Genomic DNA, 19,069 nt, shown 5'->3' with positions numbered 1-19,069 from the left:
TTCAGCCCTCCTGCCCCTGGGCACGCCCAGGATTGAAGTCGATGCCGGTGATGTAGCGCGAACCGGCATGCGCCTTGATATGCACGACGATGTCGATGGTCATCATCAACAGCCGCTTGATGACGTTGAACTCCAGGCCCGAACCCTCGGCCGAAGCCTTCACCATCAGTGCCAGCTGGTCCCAGGTCTGTTCCGGACTACCGGCGTGGCAGCTGGTGATCGACCCTGGGTGGCCGGACGCGCAGTTACGGATGAAGTAGAACGCCTCGTCACCGCGCAGCTCGGCGAGGATGATGCGTTCGGGCTTCATGCGCAGGCAGGCTTCCATGCAGCTCTTGGCCGTCACATTGCTGGTGCTCTGCCCGCCTTTGGAATACAGCAGGTGCACCACGTTGGGCTGGGTCAGGAACAGCTCGCGCGCGTCCTCAATGGTGACCAGGCGCTCGTTGTCCGGGATATGGTTGACCAACGCCTTCATGAAGGTGGTCTTGCCACTACCGGTCGCACCGGATACCACGATGTTCTTGCGGTACATCACCGCACGCCGGAAGAACTCGGCGTACTCGCGCGAATGGCGCAGCTCCAGCAGCTCGCGATCCTGCTCGCTGATGCTGCCATCGGTTTCGAGGATCTGATTGAAGAATCCATCTTCGTGATACTGCGTGAGCGACTTGGTGTGCTTGGACGGCAGACGGATGGTGATCGACACCTTGCCAGCGTCGCAGGCCGGCGGAATCACGAACTGCGCACGCTGGCCGGTGGGGAACGTGAGCGACACCACCGGATCGGCATCGGTGATGCGCTGGCCGGTGTTGCTCTCGTTCACCACCGCCGTGCAGAACTGCCGGGCCCGCTCGAACGTCAGGCTCGGCACCTCCACCCGCTGCCATCCCGCCCGGGTTTCCAGGTACAGCTCGCCGGGACGGTTGATGCAGATTTCCGTCACTTCCGGAGAGGTCATGTACTCGGCGATGCCCAGCACTTCGTACTGATAGCGCAGGAAATCGCTGGAGACGAGGGCGAGGGGTGACACTTCGGCGTCCATGATCGTTCGTTGGGTTACCGGCGGGGGTTCAGCACGTTGGTGAAGTCAACGTCCTTGGCGACGTAGACATTCACGATCGTGCCCTGGTTGATCGTGACGGTTGGCGGACGGCGCTCGCTGAGCGCCTCATTGGCAAGTCTCTCCATGGTGCGAGCGGTTGCGCTCTCGTAGGGAGAGCGCACGGCAAAGCCGTTGCTGGCGACCGTTGTCGACTCTGGACCGTGCTCGGCTGCGGCGTACTTGAAGGCGTCTGCGATCAGGCTGATCATCAGCGCCGACGCGATACGGCTACCCCAGTGCGCACTGTACTGGCCAGGATGTCCTGCCCCGCCCAGGCCGTCCGTACCAGGGCTGGACATGGCCACGTCGATGCCATTCGGCGTGGTGATGCGATCCCAGATCACTTCCACCCGCTTGCCGATCGGACCACCGCCGTAGGAGCCATAGATCTTGGAGCCCTTCGGAAGCAGCAGGCTGCGCCCATTGATCGAGTACACCGGCTCGGTCAGCAGGCACGATGTGTAGCCGGCCACGTCGGTGATGATCCGCGTTTCCAGCACGCATCTCAGGTACGTGCCACGAACCAGCAGCGCGTCAGGGCTACGGATATAGGCGGCATTGGAGACATTTTCCACGTCGGGGCCACGACGGACCTTCTGCGGCTGGGCCTGAGGATTTGCTGCCGCCTGCATGGCAGCGATCATCGCCTGGTTGTAGTCAGAGTTCTGGCTGCCGGACGACGCGCCCGCGTCGCCCCCCCCTACCCCGGAACCGCCGCCCATGCGCCGGTCCATCAACGTCGGCCCGCGATCTTCTTGTGGCCTACTCGCCGACGGAAAACCGGGCATGGGCACTTCCTGCTGGGGCGCAGGCGGCAACATCGGAATCGGATCGGCAGCAGCCACCGGCGGCGCCGGATCAGCTGCGGTACCCACGCTCGGCAGCTGTGGTGTCGTCGCACGCGCCTCTTCCCGCGGCTTGTTCTGCTCGGTCGCATCATCCTGCCCCTTGCGGAACAGCAGGAAGCCCATTGCCATCAGCAGCAGCACGATGCCACCGAGGAACAGCAGCGCCTTTCGGTTCAGCCGCTGCTCTTCGGCCGAGCGCAGCTGCGGCGCGGCCGCGTCAAGATCCGGCGCCGGCTCGGCCTGGGCCGTGCCGAAGTAAGGATTCGACGGCGCGTCCGCGGCACCCTGTGCGCCGTACGGGCTCTGGCTCTCGTCGCGTCCGTTGTTCGGGTCGTTTCCGGGAGTGTTCTGCTGGCTCATTTCTTCACGTTCCTTCGCAGGCCGACGACGAAGTCGCCGTGGCGGATGACCAGGTACGGGTAGGTCCCGTGCACGATCAGCGTATTGCCTTCAACCGTGGTGTTGACCACGAAGTCTTCACCGTATTCCGTTTCGCGACCAAACACGGCCGGGAAGATGCCGGTCTTGTACTCCGGCGAGTTCGGCAGTTTCAGGTAGGTGAAACGGCCATCGTCATAGGCGTTGACCGGGATCAGCCACCCCATCTTCTTCGCCTTGCTGGTCGAATAGGAGTAGTTGAAGTTGTACTGGCGGTCCTTGGCCAGTTCCGAACTCAACAGCGGTTTGGCCTCTTCCTCCACCGCTTCCTGGGCGACACCGAACACGGTGTCGTTGGGATAGACGAAGGCGATCTTGTACTGCACGCCTGCACGACGGGCCTGCTCCAGCTGGCGCCAGTCGGTGGCCACCACCTTCAGTTCGAAGATGTAGGAATGGGTCTCGGTGCGCACCATCATGTTGGTGTCGACGTCGACGTTCTTCGGCTTGAGGTAGAACACATTCTCGCGACGGGTCAGTTCCCAGCCGCTGCTGAAGCCGGTGCTGTAGTCGAGGATCTTCTCGTTCGGGCTCAACTCGATCTGGGTGGTGAGGCCCAGGCCGGTGCGAACCGGGTAGATACGGTCCTTCTCGTACTCGTAGTGGTCCACCGCCTGCGCCATCGCCGCTGCTGAGAACAGCAACGACAACATCGACAGCAGCGCCAGCGCGCTTCCCCTGATATTTCGACTACTCATCGGTTGCTTGCTCCATCAGCAGTTCCGGTGGAATTGTTCTGCGCCGGCCTCATGGCCGGCTGTCCGGGCATGGCCTGCCCCGGCATTGCTTGCCCCTGCACCGGCTGACCCGGCATCGGTTGGCCCGGTACAGGCTGTCCGGGCATTGCCTGGCCCGGTACCTGGCCGTTGGCTGGCACCGCGACCGGCTGGCCGGTGGCCGGGTCGATCATGGTGGCCGCGGCCGGATTGTTGGGATCGTAGACACCCTGTGCCTGCTGCGCCGCCTGTGCAGCCTGCTGCGCCTGCGCCTGCATGGCGCCGTCATCCGGCACCGGCACGCCACGTGAATAGTCGTTGTCGACGCGGTACTCGGTGACCTGGAAGGCCAGCGGATTGAGGATGCGATCTTGTTCGGACAACGCCAGGTTCTGGTTGTACTCGAAGCGCATCGTCACCAACTGGTTGTCAAGGTAGCTGGATGCTCCGGTCCGCTTGTCCAACAGGCTGCGCTGGATGCGCACCGACGCACCGCGGAAGCTGCCGTTCGGCTCAGCCCCCAACGGCGTGATGCTCAGGATCTTGACCCGAATGGCCTTTTCGCGGCCGTACATCACAAACGGGTTCTGAGGGTTACTTCCTGCGTATCGCATACGCATGCTCTGAGCAACCGGGCTGCTCGACATCACGAACACCAGCTCCCAGTCACGCAGGCCCATCACCGCCGAGTCATACGATTCGCGCGCGAGCACGTACTGGGCGACGTTGCTGCGATTGATCGCTTCGTTGGTGGTGATCGTCTCGCCCTGGAAGGTGCCACTCAACCGCGCGACGGTCGCCGTACCCGTGTAGGCATCGGCCATCACCAGGAACGGCACCTTCTCCTTCAGCGGCAGCATGTAGTAGTAGCCGCCCGCCAGTGCGAGCGACATCAGCAACGAACCTGTGGCGACCCACCATGCGCGCCGCTCGCTGCGGCGTGCCATGTCGGCCACGGTGATCTCGTAGCTGACCGCCTTGGCGACCGACTGCTCGACCTTGGGACTATTGCCGGGATCCTTCTTGCGGAACATGGATTCTTCCGTACTGCTGAAACATCAATGGGCGTGGCACCCCTGCGACAGGCGCGGGGAGCGGCACGTTCGATGATTTCGAGGTGGACTCAGGTGCCGCTGTTGGAATCAGCGCCCTGTGCCGACGCGGTCGGCGTCGAGCCAGCGCTCTGCACAACGATCTGGTTGCCAACGATGGAGACGGAGATGCCCTGCGCTGCGTAGGCCGCCGTCAGATCGATCACGGCCTGCTGAGCGTTGGTGGTGTCGATGTTGGAGACCGCGCCGTACAGGGTGAAGTCCGAGCTCAGGCGGTAATCCAGCGTGCGTCCGGAATCCTTGGCCCAGCGCTCGAGCATGGCTTTGAGCGTGCCATCCATCGGCGAGGCCTGGTAGACGTAACTGGAGTACAGCGGGATCTCGGTGGTTGCCGCAGCAAAGCGGTTCACCGGCTTCCAGCGGCCTCCGAAATCGGGAGCGGACTTGGTGGCGCAACCGGCCACCATCAACGCCGCCACTGCGGCGATGGACATTTTCGCGATAAACGCCTGATTCATACGGGCTTCACTTTGACGTACGAAAAAGCAGTCCCGAGCATTGGTCCCCTGGTCGTCCGGCGCTGCGTCGCGCACACCGGAATCGGAGCGACGCACTGACTGGCAGCACACCTGCTCCGGCTCCCCTGCAGCCAACGGCTGCCAACCAAGTCGCGGGGCCGCCAGACACTGCCGACGACACACCCGCATACCTCACCAACGTCGAAACCATCCTTGTTTCATGGCACAAACTCCTGGCCACCCTGCTCTACAACATCTGCCATCCATCACACATTTCTGAACGACATGCACAGGGTCGCACAACCACGCGTCAATTCCATGTCAGACAAGTCTGAAAATCCATGAACAAATGCCAAATTCTTGACCGAAATCACGAATTCACCTTCATAACTGCGAATCAAGTTCACAAATTAAGCGTCGTGAATTAGACGTTCAGCATCGGAACATCCACCTTTGGTAGCAACCGGGCGGTGAAGTAGCGATCCTTGTAATAGCGAATCTTGTCGCATTTCACCGGATGTGGAATGCCTTCGTACAGGAACACTTCCATGTCCGGCCCCATCGCCTTCAGCTCCTGAGGCAGCATCAGCGCGCGCCGCTCCTCGGTGAAGTTGTGGGTCTTCTCGCGGGCATGGGTAACGTTCTTCTTGCGCACCGTGGTGTAGCCCAGCATGTCCGAGTAGTCGTTGGCATCCTGCTGTTCACGCGGCGCGTACAGGATCTGCAGGGCGTGGTTGGTGATGATCGTGCGCGAGACCTCCCGGCCATAGGTGGCATCGAGCTGGGACATGCTCTGGATGATCGGCAGCAGGCGGATGTTGTAGCCGGCCATGTAGGACACCGCCGAGGCGATGATCTCGACCTTGCCGATCGAGGTGAACTCGTCCATCAACAGCAGGCACTGGTACTTCAGGTCCGGGTTGGACTTGGGCAGCTCCTTGGTGTTGAGGTTGATCAGCTGGCTGAAGAACAGGTTGATGATCAGCCGGCTCTCGGCCAGCTTGTTCGGCTGGATGCCGATGTAGATGGTCATCTTCTTCTTGCGGACGTCGGTCAGCAGGAAGTCATTGCTGCTGGTGGCCTTGTCCAGCACCGGGTTGATCCAGGGATTGAGCGGCTCCTTGAAGGTGCCCAGGATCGAGGCGAAGGTCTCATCGGCCTGCGACAGCATGTTGGCGAACGCCGACCGTGCGTTGGCACTGAGGAACGGCCGCTCCGACAGGGTCTTGAGGTACTTCTTCAGGTCGGTGCCATCACCCGAGGACAACCGGTACACCGCGCCGAGCGTGGGCGTGCCGGCGCCGCCCGGGAAACCGCTGCTGCGTTCGTCGTCCCAGTTCTCGAACAGGTACAGGGTAAAGGCCATGAACGCGTTGCGTGCCTGGCTGACCCAGAACTTCTGGTCCTCGGCCCCGTCCGGATACAGCATCGCGGCGATGCTCATCAGGTCCGACACCCGGAAGGCCGGATCGTCGGAGACGTAGCTGAGCGGGTTCCAGCGGTGCGTGCGCCGGTCCTCGGCAAAGGGATTGAACAGGTAGATCTCCTGGCCCTGGCTGGCACGCCAGCCGCTGGTCAGGTCGAAGTTCTCCTGCTTGATGTCCAGTACCACCAGCGATTCGCCGTACTCCAGCAGGTTCGGGATGACCACGCCTACGCCCTTGCCCGAGCGGGTCGGCGCGGCCAGGATCACGAACTGCTGGCCGTCGAGGCGCACCAGCTTGCCGCCATGGCTGCCGACCACGATGCTCTGGCCGGTCTTCTTGAACATGCCGTGCTTGGCCAGGTCGGCGCCGGTGGCGAAGCGCGCGTCGCCGTGCAGCGAGCGCTTGTCCTTCTTCAGCAGCAGCACCAGGCCGGCCACCAGCAGCACCAGCAGCGGCAGGCCGAAGCCCACGTAGCCGGCCCATTTGATCTTGCCCACGAAAGGCGCGACCTGCGGTTGGCCGATGGCGTGGACGTACTGGTAGTAGGTGTTCCAGGTGAACAGCTGGGTGTCCAGCCCGAGGAACAGCAAGGTCAAGTAGCCGGAAAACACGAAACCAAGCAGCAGGGTCGCCAGCGTGATGATGGCGATGAGCAGATACTTCTTACTGGGCAACACCCGAATCCTCCATGATGCGCACGCGGCGCGACGGCTAGCGGTGGCGCCAGCGCGACGCCTTCTTCCGCAGATGGTTCTCGTTTTCCAGCCCGGGCTCCTCGCCCTCTTCACGCACCAGTTGCAGCAAGCGTTGGCGCGCTTCGGCCAGTGATATCAGGTCGGTCAGACGATCCCCATCGTCGGCGACGACCGCATGGCCGACCACATCGCCCGGAGCGTACACCGGCTCGTAGGACACCGCTACCAGCTGATAGCGGCCACGGGTTTCCAGCACGTGCCTGAATTCCTGCATCGCATTCCTCCTTGTCGGGGCAGCACTGTCCCCTCTGCCCCGCCATCATGCCCGTCGCAGTGTCATCGGCGTATGCACAAGCGCTGCGGTTTTGCGCGAAACTGTCCGCGGATATCCAAGGAGACTGCAATGGACTGGGTAGCACTTGCACGCACGCTGGCCACCGAGGCCCACGCGGACCAGATGGACAAAGCCGGCCAGCCTTACATCGGCCACGTGGCGCGGGTGGCAGCTGCGGTGCGCGGCGACGATGACGCCGAAGTGGTGGCCTGGCTGCATGACGTGGCCGAAGACTGCCCGGCGTTTGCCGCGCGGATCGAGGTCTTTCCCGCCCCGCTGCGGGAGGCGGTGCACCTGCTCAACCGCGACGCGGCCCCCGACGCGGACAGCTACTACGCGCGCATTGCCGCCCACCCGCTGGCACTGAAGGTGAAGCAGGCCGATCTGGAGGACAACGCCGATCCGCAGCGGCTGGCGATGCTCGACGCGGCGACGGCCGCGCGCCTGCACGGCAAGTACGCGCACGCCCGGGCAGCGCTGGGCATCTGAGCGGGCCGGGCGGCGACGCGGTGGGCCGGCGTGTCACCGATCAAACGCTGATTTACCCTGAGTGTGGCTGCCCTTGTTGCGGTGCAGCAGTACAATGGAGGGCTCCCCGCCCCATCGCGCCCCCGCATGAGCCCCACCTCTTCCCTGGCTGCGCGGCTGACGCCCCGTCAGCGCACTCTGATCATCCTTGCCCTTTCACTGGGCGGCTTCGCCATCGGCACCAGCGAGTTCGCCAGCATGGGCCTGATGCTGGAGATCAGCCGCGGCCTGTCGATCTCCGAGACCCAGGTCGGCCACCTGATCAGCGCCTATGCCATCGGCGTGGTGGTCGGTGCGCCGATCCTCGCCTTCGTCGGTGCCAGTTTCCCGCGCCGCAAGCTGCTGCTGGCGTTGATGGGGTTCTACGCAGTGGGCAACCTCGCCAGCGCGCTGGCCCCGAACTACGGCACCATGCTGGCGGCACGCTTCGTTGCCGGGCTGCCGCACGGTGCGTATTTCGGCGTGGCGATGCTGGTGGCCGCCGCGATCAGCCCCGCTGGCCAGCGTGGCCAAGCCATGTCCCGGGTTCTGCTGGGCCTGTCGATCGCGATCCTGGTCGGCAACCCGCTGACCACCTGGCTGGGCCAGCAGCTGAGCTGGCGCACAGCCTTTGCCCTGGTCAGCGTGCTGGCCATCGCCACCGTGGCGATGATCGCCCGCTTCCTGCTGCCGGATCCGGACGAAGTGCGCACCTCGCCGATGCGCGAGCTGCGCGCCTTCAACACGTCCCAGGTGTGGCTGGCGCTGGCGATCGGCGCGGTCGGCTTTGCCGGCATGTTCTGTGTGTTCACCTACCTGGCCCCCACCCTGGTGCAGGTCACCGGTGTGGCCGAATCGTGGATGCCGCTGGCGGTGGGCGTGTTCGGCATCGGCGCGATCATCGGCAACATCGCCGGTGGCTGGCTGGTGGACAGGTTCCACTTCAAGGCCGCCGCCGTGGTGCTGGTATGGTCGATCGTGATGCTGCTGCTGTATCCGCTGGCCGCACAGTCGGTGTGGACCATCGGCCCGATGATCATCGCCGTCGGCACCATGGGCGCGCTGGCGGCGGTACTGCAGACACGCCTGATGGACGTGGCCGGTGAAGCGCAGACGCTGGCGGCGGCCTCCAACCATGCTGCGTTCAATACTGCCAATGCACTTGGCCCGTGGCTGGGCGGCATGGCCATCAGCGCCGGCTTCAGCCCGGCCAGCACCGGCTATGTGGGTGCGGCCACCGCCATCGGCGGCCTGCTGCTGTGGTGCGTGGCGGTGACGCTGGACAAGAAGCGCAGGACCGCCGTCGCCGGCAGCCACTGAACATTGCGCCGGATCGTCAGTCGCTGCCTCTGCGGTGACGGCGATCCGGTCGCAGCAACGCCGTATCGCCGGCCGCCAAGGTCGGCCTTGCCAGTTCCCCACGCTTTACGCGCTCGAGCACCCGCCGCGAATTGGCCGCGCAGTCAATGCCGTCCGGCCGCGCCTGGATGTCCTGGATGAGCGCCAGCAGGTGCGCCCGGCTCTGCGCCAACCGTACCTGCAGCGCCTCGATATCGGCCACCTTCTGCTGCAGACTCGAGATCAGCGCATCGTGCTGCCACTGGCCCAGGTGCGGCGGCAGCAGGGCACGGATCTCTTCCAGGCTGAAGCCGGCGCGCTGCGCGCCGGTGATCAGCTCCAGCAGCAGCACCGCCTGCTCCGGGTAGTCGCGGTAGCCGTTGGCCTGTCGCGGCACCACCAGCAGCCCCGCTTCTTCATAGAAGCGGATGCGCGAGGCCGCCAGACCCGTGCGGCGGGCAAGCTCACCAATCTTCATCTGTATGAATCCTCGGCACCCAGGCCTGTTGACCTTCAATCAAGCTTGAAGGTTAGCGTAGCGTCATTCCCCTGTCCTGGAGCTGTCCGATGTCGCTGTTCTCCCCACTGGTGTTGCCCTCCGGTGCCGTCGTCCGCAACCGCATCGCCAAGGCGGCGATGGAGGAAAACATGGCCGACGCCGATCACGCGCCCTCTGCGGCGCTGTTGCAGCTCTACCAGCGCTGGGCCGATGGCGGCGCCGGACTGATCATCACCGGCAACGTAATGGTCGATGGCCTCGCCATGACCGGCCCCGGCGGCGTGGTGCTGGAAGATGATCGCCATCTTGATCGCTTCATCGCCTGGGCGGACACGGCGCGCTCGCGGGACGCGCAGATGTGGATGCAGATCAATCATCCCGGGCGGCAGATGCCGGCTGCACTCGGCCAACCCGCACTCGCCCCGTCCGCCGTCCCATTGCAGATGGGTGCGCTGTCCAAGCAGTTCGCCCCGCCCAAGGCGATGACCGAGGACGACATCGCGTCGGTGATCGCACGCTTCATCCGCAGTGCCGAGCTGGCCGAGCGCGCGGGATTCACTGGCGTGCAGATCCATGCCGCGCATGGCTACCTGCTCAGCCAGTTCCTGTCGCCACTGTCCAACCGCCGCGACGACCGCTGGGGCGGCAGCCTGCACAATCGTGCGCGGCTGTTGCTGGAGATCGTGCAGGGCGTGCGCGCTGCCGTGTCACCCGCCTTCGCCGTGGCGGTGAAGCTCAACTCCGCCGATTTCCAGCGCGGCGGCTTCTCTCCCGATGATGCGCGCGCCGTGGTGGAAATGCTGGCGCCGCTCGGCGTAGACCTGGTCGAACTATCCGGCGGCAGCTACGAAGCACCCGCCATGACCGGCGCTGCGCGCGACCAGCGCAGCCTGGCCCGCGAAGCCTACTTCCTCGAATTCGCGCGCGAGATCGCCACGGTGGCGACCCTGCCGCTGATGGTCACCGGCGGCATCCGCCGATACTCCGTGGCCGAACAGGTGCTGGGCAGTGGCGTGGCCATGGTCGGCATCGCCACTGCACTGGCGATCGAGCCGGATCTGCCGCAGCACTGGCAGCAGGGCCGCGATCCGGCGCCAACACTGCGCACCATCGACTGGCGCAGCAAGCCGTTGGCCGCCAGCGCACACATGGCTGCGGTGAAGTACCAGCTGGGGCGGCTGAGCAAGCGTCGGCCCACCGCACCCGGCGTCTCGCCCGTCTGGGCGCTGCTGCTGGCACAAGCGGCCGCCAAATGCCGGACCCGCCGCTACCGTCGCTGGGTCGCTGACCGGGCCGGCGCCTGTTGAGTCGTGCAGGCTTCTCATCGCTGCAGTGATGCGCCACCATCCGTGGATGGGCTGCCCCGCAGCCCATCCACGGACGCACAAGGACTGGATGTGGCTGGGCCGACCAGGAACCGTGAAAAACTGCTTGACGACCTGCTCTCGCTGGGCCGTAACTGGGCGCTGGCGATCGCCATCGCCGGTGCGGGTGCCGCCGTCCACTACAGTGAATCGGTGTACGAGGCCGGCCTCTGGCGCGGCCTGCTGCCCACGCTCTGCTTCCTGGTCGGGGTCATCTGGATCGTGCTCAGCATCATCCGTTTCGACCTGACCCTCCAGCAGCACGTCGAGCGCCGGCGGTCGCGCTGGCTCAGCCGCCTGCTGTACGTGGTGCTGCTCGGTACCGGCATCACTGCCGTGTTCTTCGTGACCGAGCTGGCCGCCAGCAACCACATCGCGCGGATGTGCGACTCGGTGGCCAGCGAACCGGCCAGCCGCATCCACAGGTCCGCCGAATGCCAGCGCCTGTACCAGCACCGCGCGGCGTACCGGCAGCGCCTGGAATCAGCCGGGGCTGAGTTCGACTGAACGCGCTCCACCGCGCTGTCGGCGCGCAATGAACACATTTTGTGGATGTGCGTTTGGGCACAGTGCAGCCGACGCCGCGTTCCCGGCCTGCAACGGACCCGCAATGCACCACGCCCGCGCACCTGCCCGCCATGATGCCATCGCCCTGCAGGCCGGCATGCTGGGCAGCGTACTGGGCGTGGCGCTGTTCAAGGCCATCGCGCTGTCTGCATTGGCGACCGGCTCGATGATGGGCATCGGACTCTGGGTGGTGGCCTGCGCGCTGCTGGCAGCGTGGGCGCTGGCGGCTTATCTGGCCTGCCTGGCGCTGAGCCGGCGGGTGTTCGTGCTGATGCTGGTGCTGTGCACGGTACTGATGATCTGCATTGCCTGACCCAGGGGCCGGACTATCACGCATCTGTTACAGAATAACAAGTGTGATCGGTCCGATTGTGCGTGCCGGGTGTCACGGATTTGAATCCCATGGCCAGCCCGGCATCAACCGAGACCCCCATGAGCCCGCACCCCGTCCTTTACGCTTCCGTCATTGCCGCCGCTCTGGCAACGCTCAGCGCCTGTGCCACCTATGACGACAGCGCCATGCATCCGGCCTGCCAGGACTCGCCCCTGCTGAAGGACCTGCCCCGCGAGGTCGCCGCCCGCGAGAGCCGTTGCAACAAGGGCCTGGAGGTGTGGTCGAGCGAGCGCAAGGGCAGCGACAGGCCGCTGGACCTGAGCGGAAAGAAAAAGGAACCCTGAAGAAGCGGCACTGCCGGTTGCCGCGCCCGCGTTGTCGCGCCGTTCTTGATCAGGCCCATGCATCCGGCTGACTGGTCCATCACGGCAGACGCGCGAGGATCGGGTTTCCCCACCCTGTCGAGATTCAGATGCCGGACACCGCCCACCCTGTCATTCGCGCGTTCGAGGCCGTGTTCGATCTCTCAGGCGGCGTGCAGCGCATCACCGCGCTCACCGTCACCTGCCGGCACTGCTCGTCGACCAGTTCGGCCAACGAAGACAATCTGGTGCACCTGCCCGGCGGGGCACTGTTCCGTTGCGACGGGTGCGGCTGCCACCAACCGGTCAGCCACGCCCGGCTGTCGGATTGGCAACCGGCATCGTTGCTGGGCATCTGAGGGCCAGTGCATGGACATGACGGCGCACCAGCGGGAAATCCTTGAAGCAATCGCCGCCGCGCAGCCGGTGCGCGGCGATGCGGCGACATGGGCGGTCAACGCGGGATTGGCGGTACAGGCGGAAGATGGAGATATCGATCTCACCGACGCCGGCCGCGACGCCCTGGCCGCGCGGGCCGGACGCAAGGACTAGACGCGCCGATCAGGCCGCCTTCGCGCCCTCCGCGCGGCGCAGTCCGCGGGCGTAGTGAGCAGCGCGCGGCGCCGCGATAGCGGCAACCTGGTGGACAGAGGCGCAACGCTGCACACCATCGACTCGAAGTGGCGATGCCCTTCATGCCGGTGGTGTGCAGGGCGCCATGACACGCGCTCGGCTATGCTGCGCCACCTTCCTGCGCCATCGGCGGCCATGCATCCTTTTCCCCTGCCTGTCTCTGCACCCGATCAGCTCGCCTACCGACTGCTGCAGGACAGCGACTGGGCCCGCTCGGCCAATGCTGCCAGCGCCCCCGCCGAGCTTCGTACGTTGCTGGCGATGATCCTGGATTCGCCCGAACCCCTGTGGCTCGCCTGGGGCAAGGAAGACAAGGCCTTCTTCTTCAATGATGCCTACCTGCCGATGCTGGGGGAAAAGCTGCACGGCGCGATGGGCAATCGCCTGGAGGATGTCTGGGCCGACGTATGGCCGGACGTGGTGCAGGCGGTCAACGATGCCTTTGCCGGCACCAGCCGCAGCTTCAAGAACCTGCCCCTGATGATGGACCGCGACGGCACGCTGCGCGAAACGTTCTGGACGTTCTCCTATTCGCCGCTGCGCGTCGGCTGCGGCAGTGTGGCGGGCATCCTGTGCGTGGTCAGCGAGCAGACCGAACGGGTGATCGAGCGCGACCTGCACAGCCGCCAGGTCGCGGCGATCACCGAGCAGGCGCGGGAGGCCCACCTGGAACTGGTCCGCGCCCGCGAGCAGCTGCGGCAATCGCAGAAGCTGGAAGCGATCGGCCAGCTCACCGGCGGGGTGGCCCACGACTTCAACAACCTGCTGCAGGTGATCACCGGTTCGGTGGACATGCTCCTGCATACGTGGCCGGCAGACGACTCCCGGCGCCGGTACATCCAGGCCATTGCAACAGCGTCGGACCGCGCCACCAAGCTGACCGCGCAGCTGCTGGCCTTCTCGCGTCGCCAGAGCCTGTCGCCGGAGGTCTTCGATCTCTGCGAGAGCGTGCACGCGCTCTCGGACATCATCACCACGGTTCTGGGCGCGCGCATCCAGGTGTCGTTGACGTTGCCCGGTACGCCGCTGCCGGTGCTGCTGGACCGCACCCAGCTGGACACCGCATTGATCAACATCGCGGTCAATGCCCGCGATGCGATCGAGGGACACGGCCGGGTGACCATCGAAGTGGAACAGGTCACCGCGGTGCCCTCGGTGCGCTTCGCCGCGCCGATGAAGGGTGACTTTGCTGCGATCAGCGTGACCGATACCGGAACGGGCATCGACCCTGACGTGGTCGACCGTATTTTCGAGCCCTTCTTCACCACCAAGAGCGTCGGCGCCGGGACCGGGCTCGGGCTCAGCCAGGTGTTCGGCTTCGTCAAGCAGTCAGAAGGCGAAGTGGACGTGCAGAGCCAGGCCGGCGCCGGGACCCGCTTCACGCTGTACCTGCCGTTGGCGCAGGCACGAAAAACGACGGAACGGCCGGCGGCGCAGCCGGGCCTGCAGCATGGTCATGGCGTGTGCGTGCTGGTGGTGGAAGACAACGTCGACGTGGCCGAATTTGCGGTCGGCGCCCTGCGCGAGCTCGAGTACAGCGTGGTCCTTGCGCGCAATGCGGACGAGGCCCTGGCCGAGCTGGAACGGGATGCCTCGCGCTTCCATGTGGTGTTCAGCGACGTCGTGATGCCGGGCATGAACGGTCTGGATCTGGCCCGTACCATCCGCGACCGCCTGCCAGAGCTCCCAGTGATCCTCACCAGCGGCTACAGCGAGTTGCTGGCGCGGGATCCTGGCCATGGCTTCACCCTGCTACGCAAGCCTTACTCATTGAAGCAGCTGGCCTCGGTGATGACCGAGGCCGCGCGCCGCGCGCCGGCTGTGGTGGCCTCGCCCTAGCCGGTCGCTCGCCGCGGCGGACCGAACCAGCGTTCCAGCGAGGACGCCAGCCCCGACGCATCGCCGCCGGCATCGCAGGCCCAGGCAACGATACCGTCGGGGCGGACCAGCACGGCGCCCAGTCCCAGCGTGTCGCGCGCCGTGGACATCACGCAGGTGACCGACCGCTGCCAGCGCTCACTGATCGGGCCGAGCCAATCGCCGGTATCGAGCCCCAGCAGCACGCCCTGCCCTGCACGCAGCAGCTTTCCCATGCGGCGGCCATCGGCCAGATGGACGTCAGGCACGCTTCGGCCAACCCACGGGTGGCCGCCGTCGAACACCGGTGGCTGCGCCACGCCCCACAACCGCTCGGCGAGATAGGTGGCACCGTCGCCGGTCGCGGCCAGGTCGGCGATGACCGCCGCCAGCGCGCGCGACCCGGGGCCTGGCCGCATCAACGCCACCTGCGCACGCGACCAGTCGAGCACCCGGGCGCCGATCGGATGGCGCTCAGCCTGATAGCTGTCCAACAGCCCCTCCGCCACGTCGCCTCGCAGCACGGCCGCCAGCTTCCACCCCAGGTTCATCGCATCGCCGATGCCGAGGTTCAGCCCCTGCCCGCCCAACGGCGAATGCATGTGCGCCGCATCACCGGCCAACAGCACGCGGCCGCTGCGATAGGCCGTGGCCTGGCGCGCGGCATCGGTCCATGTGGTGGCCAGATGCAACGCGGTGATCGTTGCCTGGCGACCGGACACCCTCCGCACCAGCGCCTGGGCGGCGTGCAGGTCCAATGGCAGGCGGTGGCCTGCACCACCGTCGAAATCGGCCAGCGCCAGCATGCCCGGCGGGTTGAAATTGCACATGCCATGTTCGGTGAACTGACGCCCCGGGGTGAGCACCGACGGGTCCGCCAGTTCGACCTGCAGCGTGTGCCCGGTGAACTCCGGCGCCGTCCCTGCGAACACGAACCCCGATTGCTTGCGTACCGTGCTGCGGGCGCCATCGCAACCGACCAGCCATCGCCCCCGCATCAGCCCGCGAGCGGTCTGCACCTCCATCTGTGCTTCGCGTGCGTGCACCGCCTGCACCGTGCAGCCCCGCTCGATCTGCACACCCAGTGACGCTGCGCGCTCGGCCAGCACCGCCTCCAGCGACTGCAGCTCCACCGCCATCTGGGTGGGTACCGGGGTCGGCAGGCGATCACGCCAGCGCCCGCTGTCCACGTCATCCAGGGCGAAAGGAATGCCGGCGAAGTGGCCTCCCAACGGCCGCGGTTGCGCCAGCCAATGGGCGGTGCCGGGCGGCGGTGCGCCCTTGTCCGGCTTCAGCACCTGGCGGGCCGCGACCGCGTCCAGCAGGCCGCGCCGATCCAGCGCTTCCAGCGTGGGCGCGTTCAAGCCGCGCAGGCCAAAGGGCAGGCGCTTCAGGGCTGAATCGGGCGACTCAGCCTGCTCCAGCAGCAGGACCGAACAGCCGCCCTGGGCCAGCTCGCAGGACAGGAACAGGCCGACCGGGCCGGCCCCGGCGATGACGACGTCGAACAACATGGGAATTCCCTGTGAGCGCCGGACCGGCGCTCTGGTGCGCACAATGTTACACTCGGTGTACGTTTATACAAGCCAACCGCCATGACCCCGCCCCAAGGCCGTCGCGAGCAACGCAAGGCACAGACCCGACAGGCAATTTCCGATGTCGCCACCGCGCTGATCATCCGGCGTGGCTTCGAGGCGGTGTCGATGTCCGAGATCGCCGAGGCCGCCGGAGTCTCGCGCAAGACGGTCTTCAACTATTTCGCCAGCAAGGAGGACCTGGTATTCGACCGCGACGAGGAGGCGCGCGCATTGCTGCGCGAGGGCATGGCGGCGCGCCGCGGCATGGCCCCGCTGGCCGCTTTCCAGGCGCTGGTGCGGGAGCTGCTCGACAGCGGCCATCCCCTGTTGCGGATCAATGCCGGTGCAGCGACCTTCTGGGCCACGGTGGCCGGCAGCCCGGCCTTGGTGGCACACGCACGACGGCTGCAGGCACAGCTGGCCGACGACCTCGCGCAGTTGATGGCCAGCGCCGTCGGGCGGCCGGCGGGTGACGCCGAGGCACGCCTGGGCGCAGTCATGCTGCTGGCGTCGATGGTGGCCGCCTATCAGAGTGGACTGGCCAGCCAGCAGAGTGGCGAGGATCCGCGCCAAGCGATGCTGCAGCTGATCGTGCGCGGCGGCACCGGCGTGCTGGTGGCCCTGGCCGGCACCCCCTATACCGACCCGGGCCTGCGTCCATAGCGCACTTGGGGGATAGGCCCCGACGCGCTGCAAATGCTAATCTTTCTCATTTGCAGCCCGCCCCGACCCCCTCATGCCGCTTCCAACCCCGCTCAAGCACGCCCTCTGCCTGGCGCTGCCCCTTTCCCTGGCTACACCTGCACTGGCCTCCGAGGCCTCCGCTGATGCCCCGAAGGATCTGGACAAAGTGGAAGTCCGCGGCCGCGCACAGACCCTGTACCGCGCCGACGATGCCGCTGTCGGCACCCGCACCGATACTCCGCTGGAGCAGGTTCCGCAGTCGATCCAGGTCGTGCCGCGCGAGCTGATCGACGACCAGGCTGCGCGCCAGGTCACCGACCTCTACCGCAGCATCAGCGGGATCAGCTTCTTCAGCTATGCCGGCGTCACCCTGCGCGGGTTCCGCCAGGAAAACGTGCTCTACGACGGCCTGCGCGGTGATCCCTATGCAGGCTTCTCGGTGCCGCAACTGTTCAACATCGAACGCGTGGAAGTGCTGAAGGGCCCGGCCGGTGCGCTGTACGGCGGTGGTGATGCGGGCGGTGTCATCAACTACGTGACGCGCAAGCCCAGGGCCACCGCCGAACGCCGCATCGAACTGCAGGCAGGCGACAAGGACTTCCGCGCAGGATCGATAGAAGGCACCGGCCCGCTGAATGCCAGCGGCAGCATCCGCTATCGCGCCGGCCTGTATGCCGACACCGAGCAGGGCGTGCGCTGGAACGCCGACAGCGAAAGCGTGATCGGCGATGCCTCGCTGGCCTTCGACGTTGGCCAGACCGGCGAGCTGGTGCTGCAGTTCACCGACATCACCCAGAACCTGGGAGGCAACCGGCTGCGCGGTGTGCCGGTGAACGATGCCGGCAGCTTCCTGACCGACCGGCGATGGAACCACAACGAGGCCAGTGATTTCCTCGACATGCGCGCCCGGGTCGCACTGGCGCAGTATCGCTTCGCACCGCTCGATACGCTGGACGTGGACATTGCTGCGCGCTGGTTCAGCAACAACGAGCACCAGATGTACCACGAACCGATGGGCCTGATCGATCGTGACCGCGACGGCGTAGCCGAATGGATGACGCGCCAGCTGCGCAACCAGATCCGCGACAACGAGGCCTTCACCGCCAGCGGCAATGCCGTATGGCGGATCAACACCGGCCGTATCGAACACAAGGTGCTGTTCGGCGCCGACGTCTACCAGCTTGACGCCGACTTCACCGCGCAGACCGCCAACAGTGCCGACCTGGCACGCGGCGCCGGCCCGGTGCGCGGCATCGATCTGTTCAACCCGGTCTATGGCGCGAGCACCTGGCACGACTACAACCTGGCCGCCCTGCCTTGGCGCAGCACCGCCACCCGCAGCAAGCGCTACGGCGGCTACCTGCAGGATGAGCTGGCCCTGGGCACGCGCTGGCACGTGCTGGCCGGGCTGCGCTGGGATGGTTTCAAGGATGAAGACCGCATGGGTGGCAACAGCGTGGATGGCAACGCGCTCAGCTGGCGCCTGGGCAGCACCTTTACCGCCCGGGACGGCGTGAACCTGTACGCCAACGTCGCCAGCGGCTTCGTGCCGCAGAGTGCCGCCAACCAGAATCCGGCGGCCGGTGGGCCCTTCGACGCTGAGCGCAGCAGGCAATGGGAAATCGGCATGAAATCGCTGCTGGCCGACCGTGTGACCCTGAACATGGCGGCCTACCGCATCGACCGCAGCAACATCGTGCAGGCCACCGGTGAAGTACGGGACGGCGTGAACCAGCTGGCCGCGCTGGGCCTGGTACGCAGTACGGGCATGGAACTGGACCTGCTGGCCGACGTGACCGAGCGCTGGGTGGTGAATCTGACCTACGCCTACAACGACGCACGGGTGAAGGATGCCGGACCGAACGGCATCACCAATGCCTCCGGCGACCGCTTCGCGAATGCGCCACGCAACAAGCTCGGCCTGTGGACACGCTACGACCTGCCGTCGATCAACTCGGCTATCGGATTCGGCGCCGACCATGTGGGTGAGCGTGTCAGCCTGGACGGGCAGGCGGTCAAGGCATACACGGTATTCGACATCAGCTGGAAGACCACGTGGAAGCAGTGGCAGTTCCAGGCCAACGTCAAGAACCTGTTCGACAAGGTGTACGCAGCCAGTGGCTTCATCGAACGCAATGGGCACTTCCCAGGCGAGCCGCGGCGGGTGTATGTGCAGGCGGCCTACCGCTTCTGAGAAGGCCTTCCAGCAGAGCC

The 19,069-nt window shown here is 65.9% G+C and carries 20 protein-coding genes; 11 read left to right on the top strand and 9 right to left on the bottom strand.

What is annotated here, in order from left to right:
- Position 1: 1 nt before the first annotated feature.
- From virB11 to AC5P9C_RS02585, 7 genes are all read right to left on the bottom strand, one after another.
- Positions 2 to 1,045 carry a P-type DNA transfer ATPase VirB11 gene (gene virB11, locus AC5P9C_RS02615; RefSeq protein WP_099495541.1) on the bottom strand — a complete coding sequence of 348 codons (1,044 nt, stop codon included), beginning with the start codon at positions 1,043 to 1,045 and terminating at the stop codon, positions 2 to 4.
- Positions 1,046 to 1,059: 14 nt separating this feature from the next.
- Positions 1,060 to 2,313, bottom strand: coding sequence for a TrbI/VirB10 family protein (locus AC5P9C_RS02610; RefSeq protein WP_164687891.1), 1,254 nt, complete (start codon positions 2,311 to 2,313; stop codon positions 1,060 to 1,062).
- A complete protein-coding gene (locus AC5P9C_RS02605; RefSeq protein WP_032954280.1) occupies positions 2,310 to 3,089 on the bottom strand; it encodes a TrbG/VirB9 family P-type conjugative transfer protein in 780 nt (259 codons plus the stop codon). The genes AC5P9C_RS02610 and AC5P9C_RS02605 overlap by 4 nt, the downstream gene beginning before the upstream one ends.
- A complete protein-coding gene (locus AC5P9C_RS02600) occupies positions 3,086 to 4,141 on the bottom strand; it encodes a VirB8 family type IV secretion system protein (protein ID WP_154351044.1) in 1,056 nt (351 codons plus the stop codon). Before AC5P9C_RS02600 ends, AC5P9C_RS02605 begins: the two co-directional genes overlap by 4 nt.
- 89 nt (positions 4,142 to 4,230) lie before the next feature.
- Complete coding sequence (locus AC5P9C_RS02595; protein WP_012480646.1) at positions 4,231 to 4,677, bottom strand: hypothetical protein; 447 nt, start codon at positions 4,675 to 4,677, stop codon at positions 4,231 to 4,233.
- A gap of 424 nt (positions 4,678 to 5,101) precedes the next feature.
- Positions 5,102 to 6,781, bottom strand: coding sequence for a type IV secretory system conjugative DNA transfer family protein (locus AC5P9C_RS02590; RefSeq protein WP_053462705.1), 1,680 nt, complete (start codon positions 6,779 to 6,781; stop codon positions 5,102 to 5,104).
- A gap of 34 nt (positions 6,782 to 6,815) precedes the next feature.
- Positions 6,816 to 7,073 carry a hypothetical protein gene (locus tag AC5P9C_RS02585; RefSeq protein WP_005417248.1) on the bottom strand — a complete coding sequence of 86 codons (258 nt, stop codon included), beginning with the start codon at positions 7,071 to 7,073 and terminating at the stop codon, positions 6,816 to 6,818.
- Between the two features lie 129 nt (positions 7,074 to 7,202).
- Between AC5P9C_RS02585 and AC5P9C_RS02580 the strand changes: the two genes are divergently transcribed.
- The gene (locus AC5P9C_RS02580) at positions 7,203 to 7,622 is read left to right on the top strand and encodes an HD domain-containing protein (RefSeq protein ID WP_150826840.1); all 420 of its coding nucleotides are present in this window, start codon (positions 7,203 to 7,205) and stop codon (positions 7,620 to 7,622) included.
- A gap of 126 nt (positions 7,623 to 7,748) precedes the next feature.
- Positions 7,749 to 8,960: an MFS transporter gene (locus AC5P9C_RS02575; RefSeq protein ID WP_057494669.1), complete on the top strand. Its 1,212-nt coding sequence runs from the start codon at positions 7,749 to 7,751 to the stop codon at positions 8,958 to 8,960.
- A 16-nt stretch (positions 8,961 to 8,976) separates the two neighbouring features.
- Here the strand turns inward: AC5P9C_RS02575 and AC5P9C_RS02570 are convergent, their stop codons facing one another.
- Positions 8,977 to 9,456: a MerR family transcriptional regulator gene (locus AC5P9C_RS02570; RefSeq protein ID WP_057494670.1), complete on the bottom strand. Its 480-nt coding sequence runs from the start codon at positions 9,454 to 9,456 to the stop codon at positions 8,977 to 8,979.
- An 89-nt stretch (positions 9,457 to 9,545) separates the two neighbouring features.
- Between AC5P9C_RS02570 and AC5P9C_RS02565 the strand changes: the two genes are divergently transcribed.
- From AC5P9C_RS02565 to AC5P9C_RS02535, 7 genes are all read left to right on the top strand, one after another.
- Entirely contained in the window at positions 9,546 to 10,784 is a 1,239-nt protein-coding gene (locus tag AC5P9C_RS02565; protein ID WP_343543523.1) for an NADH:flavin oxidoreductase/NADH oxidase family protein, read from the top strand.
- A gap of 90 nt (positions 10,785 to 10,874) precedes the next feature.
- Positions 10,875 to 11,348: a hypothetical protein gene (locus tag AC5P9C_RS02560; protein ID WP_414615039.1), complete on the top strand. Its 474-nt coding sequence runs from the start codon at positions 10,875 to 10,877 to the stop codon at positions 11,346 to 11,348.
- Between the two features lie 103 nt (positions 11,349 to 11,451).
- Positions 11,452 to 11,721, top strand: a complete 270-nt coding sequence (locus tag AC5P9C_RS02555) for a hypothetical protein (protein ID WP_049471373.1) — start codon at positions 11,452 to 11,454, stop codon at positions 11,719 to 11,721.
- A 119-nt stretch (positions 11,722 to 11,840) separates the two neighbouring features.
- Positions 11,841 to 12,086 carry a hypothetical protein gene (locus tag AC5P9C_RS02550; protein ID WP_064238796.1) on the top strand — a complete coding sequence of 82 codons (246 nt, stop codon included), beginning with the start codon at positions 11,841 to 11,843 and terminating at the stop codon, positions 12,084 to 12,086.
- Positions 12,087 to 12,214: 128 nt separating this feature from the next.
- The gene (locus AC5P9C_RS02545; RefSeq protein ID WP_049471376.1) at positions 12,215 to 12,463 is read left to right on the top strand and encodes a hypothetical protein; all 249 of its coding nucleotides are present in this window, start codon (positions 12,215 to 12,217) and stop codon (positions 12,461 to 12,463) included.
- Between the two features lie 10 nt (positions 12,464 to 12,473).
- Complete coding sequence (locus AC5P9C_RS02540; RefSeq protein WP_057494672.1) at positions 12,474 to 12,656, top strand: hypothetical protein; 183 nt, start codon at positions 12,474 to 12,476, stop codon at positions 12,654 to 12,656.
- Positions 12,657 to 12,872: 216 nt separating this feature from the next.
- A complete protein-coding gene (locus AC5P9C_RS02535; RefSeq protein WP_154330848.1) occupies positions 12,873 to 14,576 on the top strand; it encodes an ATP-binding protein in 1,704 nt (567 codons plus the stop codon).
- On the opposite strand, the gene AC5P9C_RS02530 is transcribed toward AC5P9C_RS02535, so the two are convergent.
- Entirely contained in the window at positions 14,573 to 16,108 is a 1,536-nt protein-coding gene (locus AC5P9C_RS02530; protein ID WP_414615040.1) for an FAD-dependent monooxygenase, read from the bottom strand. The two genes, AC5P9C_RS02535 and AC5P9C_RS02530, sit on opposite strands and share 4 nt — an antisense overlap.
- Positions 16,109 to 16,189: 81 nt before the next feature.
- Between AC5P9C_RS02530 and AC5P9C_RS02525 the strand changes: the two genes are divergently transcribed.
- Both AC5P9C_RS02525 and AC5P9C_RS02520 read left to right on the top strand, forming a co-directional pair.
- Positions 16,190 to 16,834: a TetR/AcrR family transcriptional regulator gene (locus tag AC5P9C_RS02525; protein ID WP_343540955.1), complete on the top strand. Its 645-nt coding sequence runs from the start codon at positions 16,190 to 16,192 to the stop codon at positions 16,832 to 16,834.
- A gap of 73 nt (positions 16,835 to 16,907) precedes the next feature.
- Complete coding sequence (locus AC5P9C_RS02520; RefSeq protein WP_495205066.1) at positions 16,908 to 19,049, top strand: TonB-dependent siderophore receptor; 2,142 nt, start codon at positions 16,908 to 16,910, stop codon at positions 19,047 to 19,049.
- Positions 19,050 to 19,069 lie beyond the last annotated feature (20 nt).

The organism is Stenotrophomonas sp. YJH_SMC_10 (genome assembly GCF_059371555.1).
The sequence above is the reverse complement of the archived record's forward strand: the minus strand, read 5'-3'. Positions and strand labels throughout refer to the sequence as shown.